This window comes from Streptomyces mashuensis (assembly GCF_014654785.1).
Lineage (GTDB): Bacteria > Actinomycetota > Actinomycetes > Streptomycetales > Streptomycetaceae > Streptomyces > Streptomyces mashuensis.
Window position 1 is genome coordinate 173,813 of record NZ_BNBD01000005.1, and the last position, 19,163, is coordinate 192,975.

At 73.5% G+C, this 19,163-nt stretch carries 19 protein-coding genes; 10 read left to right on the top strand and 9 right to left on the bottom strand.

What is annotated here, in order from left to right; translation table 11 throughout:
• Positions 1–3 precede the first annotated feature (3 nt).
• Both IE305_RS14995 and IE305_RS15000 read right to left on the bottom strand, forming a co-directional pair.
• On the bottom strand, positions 4–483 hold the full coding sequence (locus IE305_RS14995; protein ID WP_190130054.1) for a DUF2771 domain-containing protein: 480 nt from the start codon (positions 481–483) through the stop codon (positions 4–6).
• 26 nt (positions 484–509) lie between these two features.
• Positions 510–1,913 carry an MFS transporter gene (locus tag IE305_RS15000; RefSeq protein ID WP_373311632.1) on the bottom strand — a complete coding sequence of 468 codons (1,404 nt, stop codon included), beginning with the start codon at positions 1,911–1,913 and terminating at the stop codon, positions 510–512.
• 342 nt (positions 1,914–2,255) lie between these two features.
• On the opposite strand from IE305_RS15000, the gene IE305_RS15005 reads away from it, so the two are divergent.
• The 3 genes from IE305_RS15005 to IE305_RS15015 all read left to right on the top strand — a co-directional run bounded on the left by IE305_RS15005 (position 2,256) and on the right by IE305_RS15015 (position 6,818).
• Positions 2,256–3,149, top strand: a complete 894-nt coding sequence (locus IE305_RS15005; protein WP_190130056.1) for a DUF3027 domain-containing protein — start codon at positions 2,256–2,258, stop codon at positions 3,147–3,149.
• A gap of 152 nt (positions 3,150–3,301) precedes the next feature.
• A complete protein-coding gene (locus IE305_RS15010; protein ID WP_190130057.1) occupies positions 3,302–6,571 on the top strand; it encodes a sacsin N-terminal ATP-binding-like domain-containing protein in 3,270 nt (1,089 codons plus the stop codon).
• Positions 6,572–6,626: 55 nt separating this feature from the next.
• Positions 6,627–6,818: a DUF1059 domain-containing protein gene (locus IE305_RS15015; RefSeq protein WP_190130058.1), complete on the top strand. Its 192-nt coding sequence runs from the start codon at positions 6,627–6,629 to the stop codon at positions 6,816–6,818.
• A gap of 23 nt (positions 6,819–6,841) precedes the next feature.
• On the opposite strand, the gene IE305_RS15020 is transcribed toward IE305_RS15015, so the two are convergent.
• Both IE305_RS15020 and IE305_RS15025 read right to left on the bottom strand, forming a co-directional pair.
• Positions 6,842–9,211, bottom strand: coding sequence for an HAD-IC family P-type ATPase (locus IE305_RS15020; RefSeq protein WP_190130059.1), 2,370 nt, complete (start codon positions 9,209–9,211; stop codon positions 6,842–6,844).
• 101 nt (positions 9,212–9,312) lie between these two features.
• The gene (locus tag IE305_RS15025; protein ID WP_190130060.1) at positions 9,313–9,594 is read right to left on the bottom strand and encodes a DUF2530 domain-containing protein; all 282 of its coding nucleotides are present in this window, start codon (positions 9,592–9,594) and stop codon (positions 9,313–9,315) included.
• A gap of 236 nt (positions 9,595–9,830) precedes the next feature.
• Between IE305_RS15025 and IE305_RS15030 the strand changes: the two genes are divergently transcribed.
• The 5 genes from IE305_RS15030 to IE305_RS15050 all read left to right on the top strand — a co-directional run bounded on the left by IE305_RS15030 (position 9,831) and on the right by IE305_RS15050 (position 13,882).
• A complete protein-coding gene (locus IE305_RS15030; protein ID WP_190130061.1) occupies positions 9,831–11,309 on the top strand; it encodes an NCS2 family permease in 1,479 nt (492 codons plus the stop codon).
• A gap of 275 nt (positions 11,310–11,584) precedes the next feature.
• A complete protein-coding gene (locus IE305_RS15035; protein ID WP_190130062.1) occupies positions 11,585–11,980 on the top strand; it encodes a VOC family protein in 396 nt (131 codons plus the stop codon).
• Between the two features lie 223 nt (positions 11,981–12,203).
• Entirely contained in the window at positions 12,204–12,635 is a 432-nt protein-coding gene (locus IE305_RS15040; RefSeq protein WP_190130063.1) for a hypothetical protein, read from the top strand.
• 42 nt (positions 12,636–12,677) lie between these two features.
• Positions 12,678–13,223: an NADPH-dependent FMN reductase gene (locus IE305_RS15045; protein WP_190130064.1), complete on the top strand. Its 546-nt coding sequence runs from the start codon at positions 12,678–12,680 to the stop codon at positions 13,221–13,223.
• On the top strand, positions 13,220–13,882 hold the full coding sequence (locus IE305_RS15050) for a class I SAM-dependent methyltransferase (RefSeq protein ID WP_190130065.1): 663 nt from the start codon (positions 13,220–13,222) through the stop codon (positions 13,880–13,882). The genes IE305_RS15045 and IE305_RS15050 overlap by 4 nt, the downstream gene beginning before the upstream one ends.
• Before the next feature lie 78 nt (positions 13,883–13,960).
• Here the strand turns inward: IE305_RS15050 and IE305_RS15055 are convergent, their stop codons facing one another.
• The 4 genes from IE305_RS15055 to IE305_RS15070 all read right to left on the bottom strand — a co-directional run bounded on the left by IE305_RS15055 (position 13,961) and on the right by IE305_RS15070 (position 17,150).
• Positions 13,961–14,716, bottom strand: a complete 756-nt coding sequence (locus IE305_RS15055) for a dienelactone hydrolase family protein (RefSeq protein WP_190130329.1) — start codon at positions 14,714–14,716, stop codon at positions 13,961–13,963.
• Positions 14,695–15,531, bottom strand: coding sequence for a 3-keto-5-aminohexanoate cleavage protein (locus tag IE305_RS15060; RefSeq protein WP_190130066.1), 837 nt, complete (start codon positions 15,529–15,531; stop codon positions 14,695–14,697). Before IE305_RS15060 ends, IE305_RS15055 begins: the two co-directional genes overlap by 22 nt.
• 466 nt (positions 15,532–15,997) lie before the next feature.
• Positions 15,998–16,315 (bottom strand): DUF397 domain-containing protein, encoded by a 318-nt coding sequence (locus tag IE305_RS15065; protein ID WP_190130067.1) that lies wholly within the window; start codon positions 16,313–16,315, stop codon positions 15,998–16,000.
• Complete coding sequence (locus IE305_RS15070) at positions 16,263–17,150, bottom strand: DUF5753 domain-containing protein (protein ID WP_190130068.1); 888 nt, start codon at positions 17,148–17,150, stop codon at positions 16,263–16,265. The genes IE305_RS15065 and IE305_RS15070 overlap by 53 nt, the downstream gene beginning before the upstream one ends.
• Positions 17,151–17,413: 263 nt before the next feature.
• Between IE305_RS15070 and IE305_RS15075 the strand changes: the two genes are divergently transcribed.
• Positions 17,414–17,872, top strand: a complete 459-nt coding sequence (locus IE305_RS15075) for an ATP-binding protein (RefSeq protein WP_190130069.1) — start codon at positions 17,414–17,416, stop codon at positions 17,870–17,872.
• Here IE305_RS15075 and IE305_RS15080 read toward each other — a convergent pair.
• Positions 17,865–18,476 (bottom strand): DUF2867 domain-containing protein, encoded by a 612-nt coding sequence (locus IE305_RS15080; RefSeq protein ID WP_190130070.1) that lies wholly within the window; start codon positions 18,474–18,476, stop codon positions 17,865–17,867. The genes IE305_RS15075 and IE305_RS15080 overlap by 8 nt on opposite strands.
• Positions 18,477–18,582: 106 nt before the next feature.
• On the opposite strand from IE305_RS15080, the gene IE305_RS15085 reads away from it, so the two are divergent.
• The gene (locus IE305_RS15085; protein ID WP_190130071.1) at positions 18,583–19,143 is read left to right on the top strand and encodes a TetR/AcrR family transcriptional regulator; all 561 of its coding nucleotides are present in this window, start codon (positions 18,583–18,585) and stop codon (positions 19,141–19,143) included.
• Positions 19,144–19,163 lie beyond the last annotated feature (20 nt).

A 19,163-nucleotide genomic window follows, 5' to 3' on the forward strand; every position in this document is an offset into this window, starting at 1 on the left:
GCGTCAGTCGCGCTCGAGCGTGAAGTTCCAGACGCCGAGGGCCTTGCCGCTGCCCGTCTCGACGAAGCTGATCTGCGCCTTCGGGGAGTCGGCGCCCATCTGGTTGCGGAACAGGGCCCCGGCCGGGAAGGAACGGTACGTCTTCTTGTACGGCTCCTGGTCGACGATCTGGCCGTTGAGCAGGAAGGTCCAGCCGTTGTCGGCGATCTTCGGGTCCACGCCGAAGCGGATCTTCTCGTCGGGCGAGACCTTGATGACGTTGGTGCCCTCGCCGTCCTTCAGGCACGACTCGACCTTCTTGCCCGGGAGGGCGTCGCCGTCGTTGTAGCAGGTGGCCTCGGCGGTCTTGGTGGTCGAGCCGACGGTCACGGTCGCCAGCGGCGTCGGCTTGTCGCAGGCGGACAGGGCGACAAGCCCGAAGGCCACGGCACCGACGGCGGCAGCGGCACGGCGGCGCTTGCCCCGGAAAATCGCAACGGTCATGCGGGCAGGCTATCGGGCGTCCCCGCTCAGGCCACGCGCGGGTGCGGCGAGCCGCGTCGGGCGGCCGCCAGCAGCCCCCGTACGGCAGTGAGCACGCCCAGCGCGAGGACCGCCGAGGCCACCGACATGCCCAGGACGCCGTTGAGCGGCAGCACGATGCCGATGGCGCCGCCCACCACCCACGCCATCTGCAGCAGCGTCTCCGACCGGGCGAACGCCGAGGTGCGCACCTCCTCGGGCACGTCCCGCTGGATGAGGGAGTCCAGCGACTGCTTGCCCAGCGCCTGCGCGATGCCGGCCACGGCCGCCACGACCACCACGAAGAACGGGCCGAACAGCACCGCCGTGACGACCGTCGTCGCCAGGGTCGCCGTCAGGGCCAGCGCGATCGTCTTCTCCGGGCCGCGCGAGCGCAGCAGCGCCCCGATGGCCGTGCCGAGCGCGTTGCCGCCGCCCGCCGCGACCGCGACGAGGCCGAGGGAGACCACCGGGCCCAGCCCGCCGATGGGGTGGACGCGGAGGAGGAAGGCCAGGAAGAAGGTGAGGAAGCCGGACAGCATGCGCAGCGCGGTGTTGGCCTGGAGGCCGTGCAGCACGGACGCGCCGACCGTGCGCAGCCCGGGTTTGGGACGGGCGGGGCGCCTGCGCCTCCGGGCCGTACGGGGGTGGGTGCGGATACGGGAGCGGTGGTGGTCGGGGGACGTGAGGCGGGCCCGCGCCTCGCCCTTGGCGGAGTCCACCTTGTGCGGCAACGACAACGACAGGTACGTGCCGCAGGCGAACACCACGCACGCGCCGTACAGCGGCCAGGCCGGGCCCATCTGGTGCAGCCCCGCGCCGAGCGGGGCCGCCAGGCCCGTGGCCAGCAGCCCCCCGAGGGTGACCCGGGAATTGGCCTTCACCAGGGAGATGCGTGGCGGCAGCAGCCGCGGCACGACCGCCGAGCGCACCACCCCGTACGCCTTGGAGGCCACCAGCACCGCCAGCGCCGCCGGATAGAGCTCCAGGCCGCCCGTGGCCACCGCGCCCGACATCGTCAGCGCCAGCACCGCGCGGGACAGCATCGCGGCCGCCATGGCCGCGCGCCGGCCGTGCGGCAGCCGGTCCAGCAGCGGGCCGATGACGGGGGCCAGGAGGGTGAACGGCGCCATCGTCACCGCCAGGTACAGCGCGACGCGCCCGCGCGCCTGGTCGGTGGGGACGGCGAAGAACACGGTGGAGGCCAGCGCGACCGTCACGAGCATGTCGCCCGCCGAATTGACCGCGTGCAGCTCGATCAGCTTGGCCAGGCCCGACTCGCCGGCGCCGTGCGCGTGGGTCGCCCGGCGTACGCCGCGCACCGCACCGGCCACGGGGGCGCGCAGCGCACGGCCCGCGCTCCGGGCCGCACGGCGGAGCCGGCCGCCCTCGCCTGACCGGAAGCCTCCCACGCCGCTCATACTGCCCCAACCGGAGCCGGGCATGACATCGGGCCATGGCACGGACGGCGGCCCCGGACGGCCGCACCGGTGGGCCCGGACGGCCGCACCGGAAGGCCGGGTATACCCCGGGGCGCCGCGCGGGGTAGCGTGCGTAGCGCGCCACCGGCCGTCGCTCTTGGCCGCGCACCGGCTCCCGATCCCGCAGAATGGGTGATGACAGGTGTGCCCGGGGCCGTCCGGGCGCGGACGTCGACGCGGTCCCCCGGTCCGCTCCGTCCGCAGCCCTGACCGTTCGGCTGGCGCACTCGTGAGACGGCGTGGAAGAGAGAATCGATTCTTGTGAGTGCTGCGATGCGAAGCCGTACCCCGGACCGCCTGTGCGCCGAGGCGGTCGATCTGGCCCGGGCGGCGGCCGAGGAGGCCGCGCACCCCGGCAGGGTCGGCGACCACGTCGAGGTCGTCGCCGACGGGGACCGTGTCGTCACGCACTACTTCCTCTGCGAGGACCCCGGCTACCGCGGCTGGCGCTGGGCCGTCACCGTCGCCCGCGCCTCCCGCGCCAAGGCCGTCACCCTCGACGAGACGGTGCTGCTGCCCGGCCCCGACGCGCTCCTCGCGCCCGAGTGGGTGCCGTGGAGCGAGCGGCTCCGCCCCGGTGACATGGGCCCCGGCGACCTCCTGCCCACCGAGGCCGACGACCTGCGCCTGGAGCCCGGCTACACCGGCGCGGACGAGCCGCCGCCGAACTCGGCCGTGTCGCAGGAGATGGCCGACCTGGTGGAGGCCGAGGACGCCGACGTCACCGCCGGCCCGCCCGCCGCCCAGCCGGCCGCGCCGGCCCGCGGCTCCATCGCCCAGGTCGCCCAGGAGCTGGGCATGCGCCGCGCGCGCGTGCTCTCCCGCTACGGCCTGCACACGGCCGCCGACCGCTGGGACGAGAGCCACGGCCCGAAGACGGCCATGGCCCAGGCCGCGCCGGCGTCCTGCGTGACCTGCGGCTTCCTGGTGCCGATCGGGGGCTCGCTCGGCCAGGCGTTCGGCATCTGCGCCAACGAGTTCGGCCCCGCGGACGGCCACGTCGTGTCGCTCGCGTACGGCTGCGGGGGGCACTCGGAGGCGGCGGTCATGCCGAAGCCGCCGCGTCCGGCGCCGCCGGTGATCGACGAGACGCTCGTCGACGAGCTCCCGCTGCGCGAGGGCGAGGGCGCGGGCGAGGCCGAGGACGAGGACCTGGGGCACTCGTAGGGCTGGGGCCTCGGCCACATCCAGCCCGTTGGGGGCACCTCCCAGCGGTAGCTGGGGGAGGGACCGGGGCACCCCTCCGCGCAGCGGCACCGCCCGCGCTGTACGTTCACAAGCGCAGCGCCCTCGCACCGCCGCGGACAGGAGACCCAGACGTGACCGCCCCGGAACTCGATCCGTTCGGAACCGCGCGACTGCGCCACGGCGTCCTCGACGCCTGGGCGGCGTCGCCCGCCCGCTTCCGCGAGGACGCCAACGCCGAGGAGGACCTCGCCCTCGGCGGCTACCGCGACCGGCTCGTCGTCGAGCTCGCGCAGAACGCCGCCGACGCGGCCCGCCGCGCCGGCGTCCCCGGCCGGCTCCGCCTCACCCTGCACGCCGCGGACGAGAAGAACGGCACCCCGGCCACCCTCGCCGCCGCGAACACCGGGGCGCCCCTGGACGCGGCGGGTGTCGAGTCCCTCGCGACGTTGCGGGCCTCGGCCAAGCGGGAGGACGCCGAAGCGGCGGTCGGCCGTTTCGGCGTGGGTTTCGCCGCCGTCCTCGCCGTCAGCGACGAACCCGCCGTGCTCAGCCGCACCGGCGGCGTCCGCTGGTCGCTCGCCGAGGCCCGGAACCTGGCCGCCGAGCGGGCCGCCGGCAGCCCCGGCCTCGCCGACGAGATCCGCCGCCGTGAGGGCCACGTCCCCCTGCTGCGGCTGCCGCTGCCCGCCGAGGGCGGCGCGCCCGAGGGCTACGACACCGTCGTCGTCCTGCCGCTGCGCGACGGCGCCGCCGCCGATCTGACGGAGCGGCTGCTCGCCGCCGTCGACGACGCCCTGCTGCTCGCCCTGCCCGGCCTCGCCGAGATCGTCGTCGAGACGGTCGGCGCCGCCGCCCCGCGCGTGCTGACGCGCCGCCAGGAAGGCGCGTACATCGTCGTCGAGGACACCGCCGGCGGCGGCCGCACGACGCGCTGGCGCGTGGAGAGCGCCGGCGGCCGGCTCGACGCGGCGCTGCTCGCCGACCGGCCCGTGGAGGAACGGCTGCGCCCGCACTGGTCGGTGACCTGGGCCGTTCCCGTCGGTCCCGACGGCACGCCCGCCTTCCCCGGAACCGCCCCCGTCGTGCACGCGCCCACGCCCACCGACGAGCCGCTGGGCCTGCCCGCGCTGCTCATCGCGAGCTTCCCGCTCGACCCCACCCGCCGGCACGCCGCGCCGGGCCCGCTCACCGACTTCCTCACCGCGCGCGCCGCCGACACGTACGCGGCGTTGCTGCGCGGCTGGCGCCCCGTCAGCACCGGCACGCTCGACCTCGTACCGGCGCCCCTCGGCCGGGGCGCGCTCGACGCGGAGCTGCGCCGCCTGGTGCTGGAGCGGCTGCCGCGCGTGCCGTTCCTGCCGAGCGCCGCCACCACGGCGGCCGGTGCGGCGGGCGAGGAGCCCACGGCGCCGCCCGGCGGCGGCATCGAGGGCATCCCCTGGTCGGAGGGCCCCGACGCGGCGCGCCACCTGCCGGGCCCGGACGCGGAGCCCCTCACCGGCCCGTGGGAGGAGCCGGACGGCGGGACCGTCGCGCTGCGGCCCGTCGACGCCGAGATCGTCGAGGGCGCGGGTGCCGACACCGTCGCCGTGCTCGCCGAGCTGTTCCCCGGCCTGCTGCCGGCCGGCCTGGAGCGGCGGCAGGAGCTGCGTGCCCTGGGCGTGGCCCGGGTGCCGCTCGGCGAGGTCGTCGACCGTCTCGCCGGTGTCGAGCGCGCGCCGTCGTGGTGGTGGCGGCTCTACGACAGCCTGGCCGGCGTCGACCCGGACCGGCTCACCGGCCTGCCCGTGCCGCTCGCCGACCGCGGCACCGCCGTCGGCCCGCGCCAGGTGCTGCTGCCGCCGTCCGACCTCACCGGTTCCGAGCGGCTGTCCCGCCTCGGCCTGAAGGTCGTCCACCCGGAGGCCGCCCACCCGCTCCTGGAGAAGCTGGGCGCCACGCCCGCCTCGCCGCGCGCCGTGCTGCGCACCCCGCAGATCCGCGCCGCCGTCGCCGCCTCGCTCGACGCGGACGAGATCTGGTACGACGACGGGGACGACGGCGGCCTGGACGCCGACGCGCTGGCCGAGGTCGTCCTGACGCTGGTCCGCGACGCCGGGCTCGCCCCCGGCGACGAGCCGTGGCTCGGCGCGCTCGCCCTGCCCGACGAGGACGGCGAACTGGCGCCCGCCGGCGAGCTCGTGCTGCCCGGCAGCGCCTTCGAACGCGTCATCCGGCCCGGCGAACTCGCCGCGTGCGACGCGGCGCTGGCCGAGCGCTGGGGCGAGCAGCCGCTCACCGCCGTCGGCGTGCTCGCCGGCTTCGCGCTGGTCCGCGCCACCGACGTCGTCCTCGACCCGGACGAACTGGAGCCGCGCGACAGCGATTTCGCCGAGCCCGACGACGTGGGCCTGCTCGACGCCGTCGACGTGTGGTGCGAGGACGTCCTCGACGGGCTGCCGGACACCACCGTGCCGCCGGTCGCCACCGAGATCGTCGCCGTCCGCGACCTCGACCTCGTCGACGACGACGCCTGGCCCGAGGCCCTGGCCATGCTGTCCGTGCCGCCGCTGCGCGACGCGCTGACGCAGCCGGTGCGGGTGCTGCTGCCCGACGGCACCACCGAGTCCGTCCGCCCGTACACGGCGTGGTGGCTGCGGGGCCACCCCGTCCTCGACGGGCGCCGCCCCGCCGGCCTGCGGGCCGCCGGCACGGACCCGCTGCTGGCGGGCCTGTACGAGGCCGCGGACGCCGGCGACCTGGCCGACGAGCAGGTGCTGCGCGCCCTCGGCGTACGGACGTCGGTCACCGCCCTGCTGGACGAGCCCGGCGGCGCCGCCGAACTGCTGGCCCGCCTCGCCGACCCGGACCGCCCGGTGACCCCGGCCCAGCTGCACGGCCTCTACGGGGCGCTGGCCGCGCTGGACCCGGACGAGGTGACGCTGCCCGACGAGCTGCGGGCCGTCGTCGACGACGCCGTACGGGTCGTGGACGCCGCCGACGCGCTGGTGGCCGACGCCCCCGACCTGCTGCCGCTGGCCGCGGGCCATCCCCTGCTGCCCGTCCGCCCCGACCGGGCCGCCGACCTCGCCGAGCTGTTGCAGGTGCGACGGGTGAGCGAGGTGTTCCCGGTGGCCGTTCCGGCCGGCGAGGGCGAGGAGCGCGCGGTGCCCGAGGGGGTGCGCGTGCTGCTGCCGGGCGCCCCGGCCACGTACGTCGAGCACGAGGAGCTGGTGGTCGGCGGCATCGAGCTGGACTGGCGCCTGGGCCCCGACGGCGTGCTGCACGCCAGCACCCTGGAGGGCGTGGCGGCGGGCCTGGCCTGGGCCGCGGGCGCCTGGTCGCGGCGGTTCGAGGCGGCGGCGCTGCTGGAGGACCCGTCGCGGACGGACGAGCTGGCGCGGTCGCGCTGGTTCGACTGAGCCGGGCCGGGGGTGTCACCCTGGAGAGAGGTAATCATCGGCCCGGGAGGCCGTCATGACCAGGAAAGTCGCCGACTGCCGCAAGTACCCCAGCGAGAGCAACTGCACCCTCACCATCGCCGGTGAGGAGGAGGAAGTGCTGCGCGCGGCCACGCAGCACGCCGTGTCCGTGCACCAGCACGAGGACACGCCGGAGCTGCGCGACCAGATCCGCGGCATGCTGGAGGACGAGAAGGCCGGAAGCTAGCTTCCCGCTCGGAGCCCCCCCGCTCACGCCGGGAAGCGGCGCCCCACCCACCGCCAGGTGAGTTCCAGGGCCGTCGCCGCGACCGCGGCGACGGCCACGGCCGTCCACGGCAGCACCGTGCCGACCAGCCGCAGGGCGCAGAAGTGCTGGAGGAACGGGGTGACCAGCACCAGCAGGAACCCCGCCGCCATCGCCAGCACCAGCCCGACCCGCCACCAGGTGTAGGGCCGGGCGATGATCGCGAGCACCCAGAGGGAGATCAGGAACAGCGTCAGCGTGGCGGCGCTGGTCTGCGCCTGGAGCGCGCCCTCCCCGCCGTAGTGCGCGCGGGCCAGCAGGTACGTGACGAAGGTGGCCGCGCCGGCGATCAGGCCAGCGGGGACGGCGTACCGCATCACACGGCGCACGAAGTGCGGTCGTGCGCGCTCCTTGTTCGGTGCCAGCGCCAGGAAGAACGCCGGTACGCCGATGGTGAGCGTCGACAGCAGCGTCAGGTGGCGCGGCAGGAACGGGTAGGGCACGCGTGTGCACACGACGAGGATCGCCAGCAGCACCGAGTAGGCCGTCTTCGTCAGGAACAGCGTGGCCACGCGCGTGATGTTGCCGATCACGCGCCGCCCCTCGGCGACCACCGACGGCAGCGAGGCGAAGCTGTTGTCCAGCAGCACGATCTGCGCCACCGCGCGCGTGGCCTCCGAGCCGGAGCCCATGGAGACGCCGATGTCGGCGTCCTTCAGCGCCAGCACGTCGTTCACGCCGTCGCCCGTCATCGCCACGGTGTGCCCGCGCGACTGGAGCGCGCCCACCATGTCGCGCTTCTGCCGCGGCGTGACCCGCCCGAAGACCGTGCCCCGGTCCAGTTCCTCCGCCATGCCCTGCCGCTCGGCGGGCAGCCGCCGCGCGTCCACCGGTGCCTGCGCGCCCGGCAGCCCCAGCTGGCCGGCGACGGCCCCCACCGACACCGCGTTGTCGCCCGAGATCACCTTCGCGGCCACGTCCTGCTCGGCGAAGTAGCGCAGCGTCTCCGCCGCGTCCGCGCGCAGCCGCTGCTCCAGGACGACGAGCGCGGCGGGCGTCACGTCCTCGGCGACGCGCGGGTCGCCCAGCTCCCGTTCCGTCCGCGCCAGCAGCAGCACCCGCAGCCCCTGCGCGTTGAGCTGCTCCGTCTCGCGCAGCGCGCCGTGCCCGGCGGGCAGGAGCACGTCGGGGGCGCCCAGCAGCCATGTGGCGCTGCCGGTGTCGGGGCTGTTGAGCGCGGCGCCGCTGTACTTGCGGGCGGAGGAGAACGGCAGCGCCTGCGTGCACCGCCAGCCCGTGCCGTCGGGGTACGCGTCGATGATCGCCCGCAGGCTGGCGTTGGGCCGCGGGTCCGCCTCGCCGAGCGCGCCCAGCACCTGCCGTACGTACGTCTCGTCGGTGCGGGCGTCCGGCAGTACGCGCAGCTCGCTGACGTCCATGCCGCCCTCGGTGAGCGTGCCGGTCTTGTCCAGGCACACCACGTCGACCCGGGCCAGGCCCTCGATCGCGGGCAGCTCCTGCACCAGGCACTTGCGCCGGCCCAGCCGCACCACGCCGATCGCGAAGGCCACGGACGTCAGCAGCACCAGCCCCTCGGGCACCATCGGCACGATCCCGGCCACCATCCGCCGGACCGCCTCCCGCCAGTCGTGGCCCTGCACCAGCAGCTGCCCGACGACCAGCCCGATCGCGGCGGGGAGCATCATCCACGTCACGTACTTGAGGATCAGGCTGATGCCGGTGCGCAGCTCGGAGTGGACGAGCGTGAAGCGCGACGCCTCCTCGGCGAGCTGCGCCGCGTACGCCTCGCGCCCCACCTTGGTGGCGGTGTACGCGCCGCCGCCGGCCACGACGAACGAGCCGGACATCACAGCGTCGCCGGGCTGCTTGGCCACGGGGTCGGCCTCGCCGGTCAGCAACGACTCGTCGATCTCCAGCCCGTCGGCCTCCGCCACCTCGCCGTCGACGACGCACTTGTCGCCGGGCCCCAGCTCGATGAGGTCGCCGAGCACGATCTCGCGGGTGGCGACGGGCGCGGCGGTGCCGTCGCGGCGGACGGTGGGGCGGGTCTCGCCGATGACGGCGAGGGAGTCGAGGGTCTTCTTGGCGCGGAGCTCCTGGACGATGCCGATGGCGGTGTTGGCGATGATGACGAAGCCGAACAGGCCGTCCTGGAGGGGCCCGACGACGAGGACGATCAGGAAGAGCACGCCGATGATCGCGTTGAAGCGGGTGAAGACGTTGGCGCGGACGATGTCGGCGGTCGACCGGGAGGAGCGGACGGGGACGTCGTTGACTTCCCCGCGGGCGATCCGCGCGGCCACGTCGGCGGCGCTCAGCCCGCGGTGCGCGACGGGCCGGGTCACGCTGCTCATGGTTCGACGGTACGGGGCCGCGGGGCGGCGGGCCTGTCGAACGGCGGGGGAGCCCCGCGGCTGTCGGCGGCTAGGGGGTGTGCCGACCCATCGGACACCCCCTAGGGGCGCTTTGCGGCCACGGCGGCCGCGGCGTCGCGCTCGCGGGCGGCGCGGATGGCGGCGTCGCGCTTGCGGACGTACCAGATGCCGATCAGGCCGAGGCCGCCGCCGGCGAGGCAGGTCCACAGCCACCACAGGTGGCCGTGGTCCTCGAACCATCCGTAGAACGGCAGCTGGACGAGGAAGAGGACGAACCAGACGATCGTGCCGCCGGTGACCGTGGCGACGACCGGCCCCTCGAGGGGCTCGGGGGCTTCATGCCGGGGTGTCCACTTCGTCATGGCGCAAGCGTAGTCCGTCGGGGGGACGGCGGGGTCGTGCGGGCCCTGGTGGGACAGGGGTCTACGCGCGGAGATAGCCAAATGGGTGTTGTTTATTCATACTGAATCGAACTGGATTTGCTCGACTGGTTTTGTTTGATCATCCAAGGCTTAGCCAAAGGTGATCAAAGCCGGTCAGAAGTTGATCTTTTTGTTTGTCCCCGGCCCCACCGGGCCCGAATGACTGAGGTCCCTTGATGACCACCTCGGCCACACCCGCCCCCGCGGCCGCGAAGACTCCCACCCCCTCCAGCCCCGAGCCCAGCCGCAACGCGCTCGACCGCTATTTCCGGATCTCGGAGCGCGGCTCGACCGTGGCGCGTGAGCTCCGCGGCGGACTGGCGACGTTCTTTGCGATGGCGTACATCATCGTGCTGAACCCGATCATTCTGGGCGCGGGCCAGGACAAGTACGGTCACCAGCTGGACAACGCCCAGCTGGTCACGGCCACCGCCCTGATGGCCGGCCTGACCACGATCCTCATGGGCGCCATCGGCAACGTCCCCATCGCCTGCGCGGCCGGCCTCGGCATCAACGCCGTCGTCTCGCTCCAGCTCGCGCCCAAGATGAGCTGGCCCGACGCCATGGGCATGGTGGTCCTGGCCGGCCTCGTGCTGATGGTCCTGGTCGCCTCCGGCCTGCGGCAGCGCGTCATGGACGCGATACCCGGCGGCCTCCGGCGCGCCATCGCGATCGGCATCGGCCTGTTCATCTCCCTGATCGGCCTGGTCGACTCCGGCTTCGTCACCCGCAACCCGGACGCCGCCCACACCACCGTCCCGCTCGGCCTCGGCCAGGGCGGCCAGCTGCAGGGCTGGCCGGTGCTGGTCTTCGTGCTCGGCCTCGCGCTGACCTTCGTCCTCGTCGTCCGCAAGACGCGCGGCGCCATCCTCATCGGCATCGTGACCATGACGGTCCTCGCCGTCGTCATCAACGCGACCGCGAAGATCCCCGACGCGAAGTGGGGCCTGAGCGTCCCGAAGATGCCGGACCACATCGTGGGTGCACCCGACTTCGGCCTCGTCGGTCACATCAGCCTCTTCGGCGGCTTCCGCGAGGTGGGCCTGCTCACCGGCTGCCTGTTCGTCTTCACCGTGCTGCTGTCCGGGTTCTTCGACGCGATGGGCACGATCATCGGCGTCGGCGAGGAGGCGGGCCTGACCGACGAGAAGGGCCAGCTGCCCAACATGGGCCGCATCCTGATGATCGACGGCGTGGCCGTCGCCGCCGGCGGCGCCGGCTCGGCCTCCGCCAACACCTGCTTCGTCGAGTCCACCGCCGGCGTCGGCGAGGGCGCCCGCACGGGCCTCGCCAACCTCATGACCGGCGGCCTCTTCCTGCTCGCCCTGGTCTTCACCCCGCTCGCCACGGTGGTCCCCTCGCAGGCCGCCACCCCGGCGCTGCTCGTCGTCGGCTTCCTCATCATGGCGGCCAACGTCCGGGAGATCGACTGGAGCGACTTCACGATCGCGATCCCCGCGTTCCTGACGGTCGTCTCCATGCCGTTCACGTACTCGATCACCAACGGCATCGGCATCGGCGTACTGGCCTTCATCCTGCTGCGCATCGCCGACAAGCGGGCCCGCGAGGTCCCGTGGCTGCTCAACGTGGTCGGCCTGTGCTTCCTGGTCTACTTCCTGCTCGACCCGATCGAGCAGGCGCTGGGCGTGAAGTAGCGCCCGCGCGGTACGCACTCATGCGGCGAGGCGCCGTCCCCGGCTCCGGGGGCGGCGCCTCGGTGCGTCGGCCCGCGCCCCAACCGCCTTGATCATCAATCGATTGCGCTCTAAGGTCGGGGACGTGACTGCCGGGTCGGCCATAAGCCATTCACGAGTAGGGCACCCGGCCTCCGCGTGAGCCCGGGGCGGGCCCGGGGCCCGCCGTTTCCGTGTCGTTCTGCATTCCCTTCCGCATCCCTTTCCGCGGATTCGACGACACAGGAGACACACCCATGACTTCCTCCCCCACTGTTCAGCTGAACCACACCGTGGTCCACGCCACGAACCGGCAGCGGTCCGCCGAGTTCCTCGCCGGCGTCCTCGGCCTGGAGGTCGGCGCGCCCTTCGGCCCGTTCCTCCCCGTCGACCTCGGGAACGGCGTGACGCTCGACTTCTACGACAGCCGTTACGAGCCGATCCAGTCGCAGCACTACGCGTTCCTCGTGCCGGACGACGCGTTCGACGGCATGATCGCGCGGCTGGAGGAGCTCGGCGTCACGTACTACGCCAACCCCAACCACACCGACCCCGGCCGCACCAACAACCTCTTCGGTGGCCGAGGTGCGTACTTCGCCGACCCGGACGGTCACAACATGGAGATCATGACGCGCCCGTACGTCCGTCCGTGAGGCGGCGACGGTCCCCCCAACGGGTGACGTGTGACGTGTGACGGGGTGTGGCGGCGGGGGTAGGTTCCCGCGGCCATGGCTCCACCCCGTCCCCTCGGAAGAGGTGCACATGAAGCGTTCCTGGCGCGGAATCGCGGCCTGCGTCGTACTCCCTCTCACGCCGGTCCTGCCGGCGACGGCGCAGGCCGACGGAAACCACGGAAGAGGAGACGCATCCCGCGCGGTGATCAGCTGCGTGGGTGGCGCGGACGTCCACTTCTCGCCAGGACTCACCCTGCACACCCAGCACTCCCGCATCACCGGCACCGCCACCTACACCTGCACCGGCATCGACCCCCGCTCCCACCCGACCTCCGCCCGGTCAATCATCAAGGGCGCCGGCGAGACCAGTTGCCTGGGCATCGCGAGCACCGCCGTGGAGGAGATCACCTGGAACACGGGTGAACACAGCAAGGTCCTCTACGAGCGCCACAACCTGGTCCAGCCGGTGTCCGGGGAGACCGTAGCCGCCGTCGACGGCAGGGTCGTCGAGGGCAAGTACAAGGGCCGCACGGTGGCGTCCCCCGGCGCGCAACTCACCCTCCGGCCCCTCGACTGCGCGTCGCCGCAGGGCGTCGACACCATCAACGGCCCGACGACGCTGGTCATCACCTGACCCCGGCGCCGGACCGCGGCGGCCGGTCAGTAGGTTGAGCGGATGTCCTCGCACCCCGTGCTCCTCCTGCTGTCCGGAAGCCTGCGGTCCGGCTCGTCCAACGAGGCCGCGCTGCGCACCGCGCAGGCCGTCGCCCCCGCGCACGTACGCCCGGTCCTCTACGCCGGCCTCGCCGGCCTCCCGCACTTCAACCCCGACCACGACACCGAGCCGCTGCCGGCCCCCGTCGCCGCCCTGCGCGCGGCCATCGCCGAGGCGGCGGCCGTTCTCGTGTGCACGCCGGAGTACGCGGGCACGCTGCCCGGCTCGTTCAAGAACCTGCTCGACTGGACCGTCGGCGGCACCGAGATCTGCGACAAGCCGGTGGCCTGGCTCAACGTGGCCGCCCCCGGCCGCGGCCAGGGCGCCGAGGCCACGCTGCGGACCGTACTGGGCTACACCGGCGCCCACATCGTCGAGCCCGCCTGCGCGCAGATCCCCGTGCACCCCCAGTCGGTGGGGGCGGACGGCACGGTCACGGACCCGGCCGTACGGGACCGCATCCGCGACGTGGTCGCGCTCCTCACGGCGGCGGAGGCGCAGCCGTGACCCGGCCCGTGACCCGGCAGCTGCGGGCGACGGCGGACGCGTACGACGCCGTGGCCACGCGCTACGCCGCGCTGTTCCGCGACAGCCTCGCCGGCAGCCCCGTGGACCGCGCGACGATCGCCGCGTTCGCCGACTCGGTACGGGACGCGGGTGCCGCCGGGGCCGCCGGTGCCGGTCCGGTCGCGGATCTGGGGTGCGGGCCGGGCCACCTGACCGCGCACCTCCGCGACCTGGGCCTCGACGCCTTCGGTGTCGACCTCTCCCCGGCAATGATCGACCTGGCCCGCGAGGCGTACCCGGACCTCCGCTTCGACGTAGGCGACATGACGGCGCTGCCCCTGCCGGACGGTTCGCTGAGCGGCATCCTGGCGTGGTACTCGTTCATCCACGCAACGCCGGACGACGTCCCGTCGTACGTAGCGGAGTGCGCCCGGCTCCTGGCCCCGGGCGGCCACCTGCTGCTGGGCTTCTTCGCACCGGAGACCGGCCACCCGGTGACGCCCTTCGACCACAAGGTCACGACGGCCTACCGCTGGCCGGTGGACGACCTGGCGGCCATGGCGACCACGGTCGGCTTGGAGGAGGTCGCCCGCACCCTGCGGCAACCGGCCGAGGGCGAACGGTTCGGGCAGGGACGGTTGTTGCTGCGTCGCCGGTGAGGGGCTGCCGTGCCCGCTGTCGGCGTTGTCAGGGCTGACAGCGGCCACGGCGCGTGCGCCGGCGGTGGCGCTGTTGCCTCAGCCCTTGCGCAGGGTGCGGTCGAGGAGGGGCAGCAGGCGGTCCCAGTGGTGCTGGAGTGCGTCCGGGTTGAAGGCGTCGGTGTCCGACATGGTGAAGCCGTGGACGGTGCCGGGGTACGTCTCGGTGGTGTAGGTGACGCCGGCGGCGTCCAGCGCCTTGTCGAGCTCGCCCAGTGCCTCGGGCGTCATGTCGCCCTCGGCGAGGCCGATGTGGACCTCGGCGGTGAGCGTGTCGAGGACGCGGTGCGGGCTGTTCGGCGCGTCCGTCACCAGGAAACCCGGGTGGAAGCCGGCCATGGCGGCCACCTTGCCGGGGTGGGCCGCGGCCGTGCGCAGCGCCAGGGGCGCGCCCATGCAGTAGCCGATCACGCCGACCGGTCCGTCGGCGACCTCGGGCTGTGCGGCGAGGAAGCCGAGGTAGGCGTCGGCGTCGCGCAGGATCCCGTCGACGGTGAATTCCTGGATCAGGGGCATCAGCTGGGAGATGACCGCGGGCCGCTCGTCCTCCCCGATGTGCTCGGGCAGTTCGAGGACCGGTGCGGGCCGGTGCCGGTAGTACAGGTTGGGTACGAGCACGTAGTAGCCGTGCCCGGCCAGTTCGAGGGCCTTCTTCTCCAGCTCGGGCCGCAGGCCGAAGGCGTCCATGTACAGCAGCACCGCCGGGTGCTGCTCGCCGGTGCCGGTTTCGGGGTAGGCGGCGAAGGCGTCGGCCCGGCCGTCTGCGGTGGGGATCAGTAACGTCTTGGCGGGAATGGCGGATCTTCCTTCCGTTCTGGCCGGCCGGGTCGTACCGGCCCGTCCGGCGAAGATCCACGATCACCGCCGTCGTCGGCGAGGTCAAGCCTCGCACCGTCCAGGAGCGTGCGCGCCGCCTGGACCAGCGCCGCGTTGTCCCGTGCGGTGGACCCGTCGGGCAGGACGAGCACGTCCTCCAGCCCGGTCCGCGCGTCCAGCCCCAGCCGCCCCGCCAGGCGCAGCACCGGCCAGGCCCCGCCCTCCTCGCCGTGCAGCAGCACGGGCAGGCGCTGTACGGCGGGGTCCAGCTCCTTCAGCAGGGCGGTGGCCGTCCCGGCGGCCGTCGCCGGTTCGGTGTCGGTGACCTCCGCCAGCACCCGCAGGACGCGGCCGGCCAGCGGCGAGGCCAGGAACCGGCGCGCCGCCCCCGTACCCGACCAGACGCCCGCCTCCACGCCGACCCCCCGGTCGAGCAGCGCCCGGGCCACCTCCTCGGCACCCTCCTCGTGCCAGTTGACCGAGGCGTGGTCGGGCAGCACGGTCCAGGACCGCACGAGGGCCACCCGCCGCTCGGGGTCCGGCACCGCCCACGCCCCGGTCGTGACCCCGACACGTATACCGGCCGGCACGGCCCGGCGCACCGCCGTGACGGCCTGCGCGACCGCGTCGGGCGCCAGTGAGTCGTACCCCTCGGCGTCCTTCGGGTGGAGGTGGACGTCCTCCGCCCCGGCCTCCACGGCCCGTGCGGCCTCGGCGGCCAGCACCCCCGGCGCCACGGGCAGCGAAGGCCACTCGGCGCGCGTCCGCGCCCCGTTCAGGCATACCTGCAACATGCCCGCGACTATGCCAGGCCGCACTGACATCCCTGCCCGGTCGGCCCTGTCACCACCCTTGGGGGGCCTACGCGTTGTGCAACAACTCGGCCGGCGGGGCGGTGCGCTGCCGCGCGGGTGGTGGGGGCGCGGGGGTGGCTCGGCAGCTGCGGCGCGGAGAGCGTGGTTCGGCCTGTGGGGGGTTTGGTGGCGCAGCAACTGCGGCCCAGAGTGTGGGTTGCCCCGTCGGGCGTGTGGTGGTGCGCCTTGGCGGTGGGGTGGCGATTGCGACGGCGTCGGGCGTGCCTTGTAGGGCGTAGGGCGGCGCCGGGTTGGGGTGGTGCGGCAGCTGCGGGCCGGCGGGCAGCGTGGGCCGGCCTGTCGTGTGTGTGGGGTCGTGGTCTGCGATGTGGTGCCGTGCGGCGGCGCCGGGTGTGCCCGCAGCGCGCGGGCTGCCGCACGACAGGTCCCCCACCGGTGCGGCGCGTCAGCCGGTGCGCGTGGGGGTGCGGCGGATGAGTGCGCGCAGTGCGGCGGGTGGGATGGTGAGGATGTTGTGGGGGGCGTCGCTCTCGCGGAGGTGGACCCGACCTACGGTGCCGGGGGTGTCGGCTAGCTCTATGCATTCGTCGTCTGTTCCACCAGAGCTGAAGCTCGACTTCTGCCAGCGAGCGACTTCTATGCATTCGCCGCCTCCCGCGCTACCGCTGTAAGTCGACTTCTGCCATGTGAAGCGGGACACGGCGTACCTTTCAAAGTTCGTACAGCAAGTGCTGGACCAGGGCGAACGAATCTCTCCTCGCATGGAACTCGGGTTCGATCGGCGCGTCAATCGGCTCCAGCGCCACGGCGCTGAGGCTGTCGAATGCGGTGGAGAAGTTGCGGAGATGCTCCTGGTCGCTGACGAATGGTGACGAGATCGGCTGCTCCACATAGACGGTGTTCAGCTCTGTAGCGGTGGCCTCATAGATCACGAACGGTGTGCTGAACTGCACGGGGTAGACGCCGGACCGAAGTGGCAGGACCTGCACGCGCACGTTCGGTAGCCGGGCCATGTTCACCAGGTGCTCGATCTGCCCTCGCATGACCTCGGCCGGTACGAATTGCATGCGCAGTGCTGTCTCGTGGATCACGGTGTGGAACTGCAGTGTGCCTTCTTGCAACGCTTGCTGTCGGCGTAGCCGGAACTCTACGTATCTCGCACGCGTTGCTGGATCTGCGTCCGGTTCGCCCCCTCGGAACAACGCTTCCATGTAGGCAGGGCTCTGGAGCAGCCCCGGCATGTACAGCCACTGAAACGACCGGCAGCCGATCGCCGAGTACTCCAGCTCAGCCAAGTCCAGGGCCTGGGCGGGGAGAAGCGTCTTGTACTCCGACCACCACCCCTTCCCCGACGCCTGCGCCATCGCCACCAGCGCGTCAATCAGCGGCTCAGATCGGCAACCGTAGGCGGCCGCAAGCGCCCGCAGCTTCACCTCTGGAATGGCCGTTCGAGCCGCCTCGATGTGGCCCAGGTGTGCCGGACCGAGGTCGGCGGCTGCCGCCGCCGCGCCGACCGACATGCCCGCGGCCAGCCGCAGCCTGCGCAGCTCGATGCCCAAACGCCGCTGCCGCTGCGTCGGGTTGGTGCGGAGACCCACTCCCGTTCCTCCTTTGCTCGGGCCCAGTCTGCCGGTTCGTCGCGCCGTCGAGGCACTCGTTAGAGGCAAAACCGCCAAGCGGGTTGCTGATCCGCAACCGCTATCCCTACCGTCGAAGACGAACCGCCCGCCCACCCGGCGCCGTAAGCCGGAAGTGCACCCGCGCGCGCCCTCAAAGCCCCGTCCGGCAGCGGCAGCGCAACGGCAACGCCACCGCATGCGCCCAGCCACCGCGCGGGCCCCCGGACTCCAGGAGCCGCATCATGAGCCCTGTCACCACCGTCCCCACCACCCGCACCGGCGGTGCCGCGTTTCCGCCGCGCAGTGACTTCTCGCTCGTCTTCCCGCCCGCACCCGCGTGGGTCAGGGGCGCGCGGGAAGCCGTGCGGACGGCGCTCCTCATCGCGCGGCGCGAGGAGCTCGTGCCGATGGCGATGCTGCTGACCTCGGAGGTCGTGACGAACGCCGTCAACGCCTGCCGCCGGCACCGGTGTTCCGTGCCCGTGACGGTGACCGTCTCGTGGATGTCCGGAGGGGCGCTGCTCGTCCTGGTGTACGACGGCGCGCCGGGCGTGCCCGAGGCGTACGACGCGCGCGCCCGCGCCGAGGAGGAGCGTGGGCGCGGGTTGCTGCTCGTGCGGGCGTGCGCCGCCGACTGGGGGGTGTGCCGGGGCCCGGGGCAGGGGCCCGGCAAGGCGGTGTGGTTCCGGCTGGTCAGCTGACCGGCGACGTACGGGCCGGGTTCGTCGCCCACGCGCGGCCGACCGAGCGCAGCAGCGCCGGGTACACGCCCAGGTACCGGAAGGGCTTGATCGCGGCCATGTACGCCGCGCCACCAAGGCCGTTGGGCTTGACGAGGACGGTCATGTGGGCGCGGTGGCGGCCGGAGCCGGCCGGGCCGTCCGGGACCCAGCCCAGGTGGAGGATTCCGTGGACCGTCTTGTTGGCCATCTCGGCCGCCCACTCGTCCTGCGTGAGGTAGAGGGACGTGAAGCGGCCGTCGGGGAACGAGGGGCCCCGCGGGCCCTCGCGAAGGTCGGCCGGCAGGCGGTCCAGGAGGGTGGGGACGCGCGCGCCGAGTCCGGTTTCGGGGCGGTCCCAGCCGAGGGCGGCGCCGAGCTTCCAGCGGACGGCGAAGAGGAACCGTACGACGGGGGAGGAGCCCGGCCGCACCACCGGGCCCTCGGCGAACTGCCGGGCCAGGAGCGGGAGCTCGTCGGGGCCGCCCGGCGTCGGCAGGACCCAGACGTCCTCCACGTGGAAGTCGGGCGCGATCTCGTGGATGCGCCAGGGGCGTGAGGTGTGGGCGGTGCTGGGGAGTCTCATGAGTGAACCCCTGTCCCTATGATCTATACGATGCCGTATAGAGGAAGCGTAGGACTTCTATACGGCCCCGTATAGAGCTGCGGGGCGGCCGTGAGGGGAGACACACATGGGCGCCATCCGCACGCCGCGCGGCAAGTGGATCGAGGCGGGGCTGCGGGCCCTGTCGGCCGGCGGGCCGGACGCGGTCCGGGTCGAGGCGCTGGCGCAGGCGCTCGGGGTCAGCAAGGGCGGGTTCTACGGGTACTTCGCCAACCGCGACGCGCTGCTCACCGAGATGCTGGAGACCTGGGAACGCGAGGTCACCGACGAGACCATCGGCCGCGTCGAGGCGGAGGGCGGCGACGCGCGGGAACGGCTGGCGCGGCTGACGGTGCTGGCCTCGTCGGGCGCCGGGCTGCTGACCGACGTCACGACCGACCTCGCCATCCGCGACTGGGCCCGCCGTGACCCCGCGGTCGCGGAACGACTGCGGCGCGCGGACAACCGCCGGATGGCGTACCTGCGGTCGCTCTACGGCGAGTTCTGCGCGGACGAGGCGGACGTCGAGGCCCGCTGCATGGTCACGTTCTCGGTGTGGATCGGCAACCACCTGGTCGCCGCCGACCACGGCCCGCGCAGCCGCACGGATGTGCTCCAGACGATCAGGGCCCGGCTGCTGGCGCCCTGACGACGGGAGCTCCCGACACC